The organism is Caldimonas taiwanensis NBRC 104434, from assembly GCF_001592165.1.
In the GTDB taxonomy this organism is placed as follows: Bacteria; Pseudomonadota; Gammaproteobacteria; order Burkholderiales; family Burkholderiaceae_C; genus Caldimonas; species Caldimonas manganoxidans.
On the sequence record NZ_BCWK01000076.1, the window covers coordinates 1 to 1,113 of the forward strand.

At 62.4% G+C, this 1,113-nt stretch carries 2 protein-coding genes; both read left to right on the plus strand.

Translation table 11 applies throughout. The annotated features are described in order from the left end of the window. Positions 1–409, plus strand: a 409-nt coding sequence (locus CTA01S_RS16795; RefSeq protein WP_084362523.1) for a hypothetical protein, incomplete at its 5' end; no start/stop codon positions are given. Next, on the plus strand, positions 396–1,113 hold a 718-nt coding region (locus tag CTA01S_RS16180), incomplete at its 3' end, for a LysM peptidoglycan-binding domain-containing protein (RefSeq protein ID WP_157451415.1). The genes CTA01S_RS16795 and CTA01S_RS16180, both read left to right, overlap by 14 nt.

The window sequence follows — 1,113 nt, forward strand, 5'->3', positions numbered from 1 at the left end:
GGGCACCTTCACCGTCCAGGCAGCCACGCATGACTGGGGCGGGGGCAGCAGTGCGGCAGCGCAGCTCAATCCGCTGCCATCGGGCGTCGTGGCGCCCATCGAGGCTGCTTCATGGCCGCTGCAGCCAGTCTATGCCCGCATGGTCAGCTTCGAAGAGGTGCCCCGGGAATGGTTGCCGCGAGCCATCGCGCGACGGGTCCATGGCGTGCATCAGAACGAAACGCTGATCGGTCTGGATGTTTCTCAGGACGATGTCCTCAGCGAGCCCTTGATGCTCAATCAGCCAGTGCAGATGCAGCTTTGGTTGTGGTCCTCGGCGGCATGGCAAATCGACGAGGCTGTTGCACAGCCGCCGCAAGACTGTCTCATGGATGACGAAGACAGGAGCGAAGAAGATGCAGCCGCCTGAAAGCAAGCGCACAGGCCCGCTGCCGGGCCTGCTGCCTGACCCATACCGCGTCAAACCGGGCGACACCCTGTGGGACATCGCACGCCGCTGCGGCAAAACCGTGCATGAACTGCAGCGCTGGAACGGCCTGCGCGACCCCCGCAAGCTCCAAGTCGGCCAAGTGCTGTACCTTTCCGAAACCAGCGCCTTTGGCCTCAGTGTGTTGTTCCTCGATGCCTTGCGGCATCCAATCGCCAACTTGCCCTACCGGCTGGAGTTCGACGGTCGCATCCTCGTGGGCAAGACCGGACCTGATGGGCAAATTCCTACCCAAGTCACTCGCTCGGCGCAATCGCTTGTCGATCTTTGGGTACGAGATGCACACAGCCAGTGGCAAAAGCTGGTCAGCACGGTCTCCGGGTATGGGCACAAACTGATCACCTTGGTCAGCGGGGCCATCGTGGTGCCCACCACGCTCGAGCCGTTCTCTGGCGAAGTCAGGCCAGTGCCGTCGAAAAAGCACGACATCGCCGCCACGGCCACCGCCCAGGCCCAGCCGCCGCGCAAGCCCAGCGGCGCGCCTTCGAAAAACAACCCCGCCGTCACCACCAAAACCGTCAAGGGACCCAATGGCATGCCCACCATCGTCATCGGCGTGGACTTGCCCCAAACCTTGATGGATTACTTCAAGCAGTTCAAGGGCGGTGAGATCACCGCCAAAGATT